Source organism: Pseudophaeobacter profundi, from assembly GCF_029697505.1.
Taxonomy (GTDB): Bacteria; Pseudomonadota; Alphaproteobacteria; order Rhodobacterales; family Rhodobacteraceae; genus Pseudophaeobacter; species Pseudophaeobacter profundi.
Map to the genome: position 1 here is coordinate 1 of NZ_JARJEF010000177.1, position 292 is coordinate 292.

The 292-nt window shown below is 29.5% G+C and carries 1 pseudogene; it reads right to left on the minus strand.

Annotation, left to right across the window (positions count from 1 at the left end):
* Nucleotides 1-81: 81 nt before the first annotated feature.
* Nucleotides 82-270 (minus strand): annotated as a pseudogene (locus P2081_RS20680) (cytochrome b N-terminal domain-containing protein); the annotation flags it as partial.
* Nucleotides 271-292: the final 22 nt, after the last annotated feature.

Genomic DNA, 292 nt, shown 5'->3' on the forward strand with positions numbered 1-292 from the left:
TCCCCCTCAAATTCAATTAACTAATATTGATCCAATATAAGGAAGAGCTGATAATAAATTAGTAATTACAGTTGCCCCTCAAAATGATATTTGACCCCATGGCAGAACATATCCTAAGAATGCTGTTGCTATAGTAGTTAATATAATAATGATACCTATATTTCATGTTTTTATTAAGTGGTATGATCCATAATATATTCCTCGTCCAACGTGTAAATATATTCTAATGAAAAATAATGAGGCACCATTTGAATGAATATTACGTATAAGTCAACCATAATTAACATCTCTT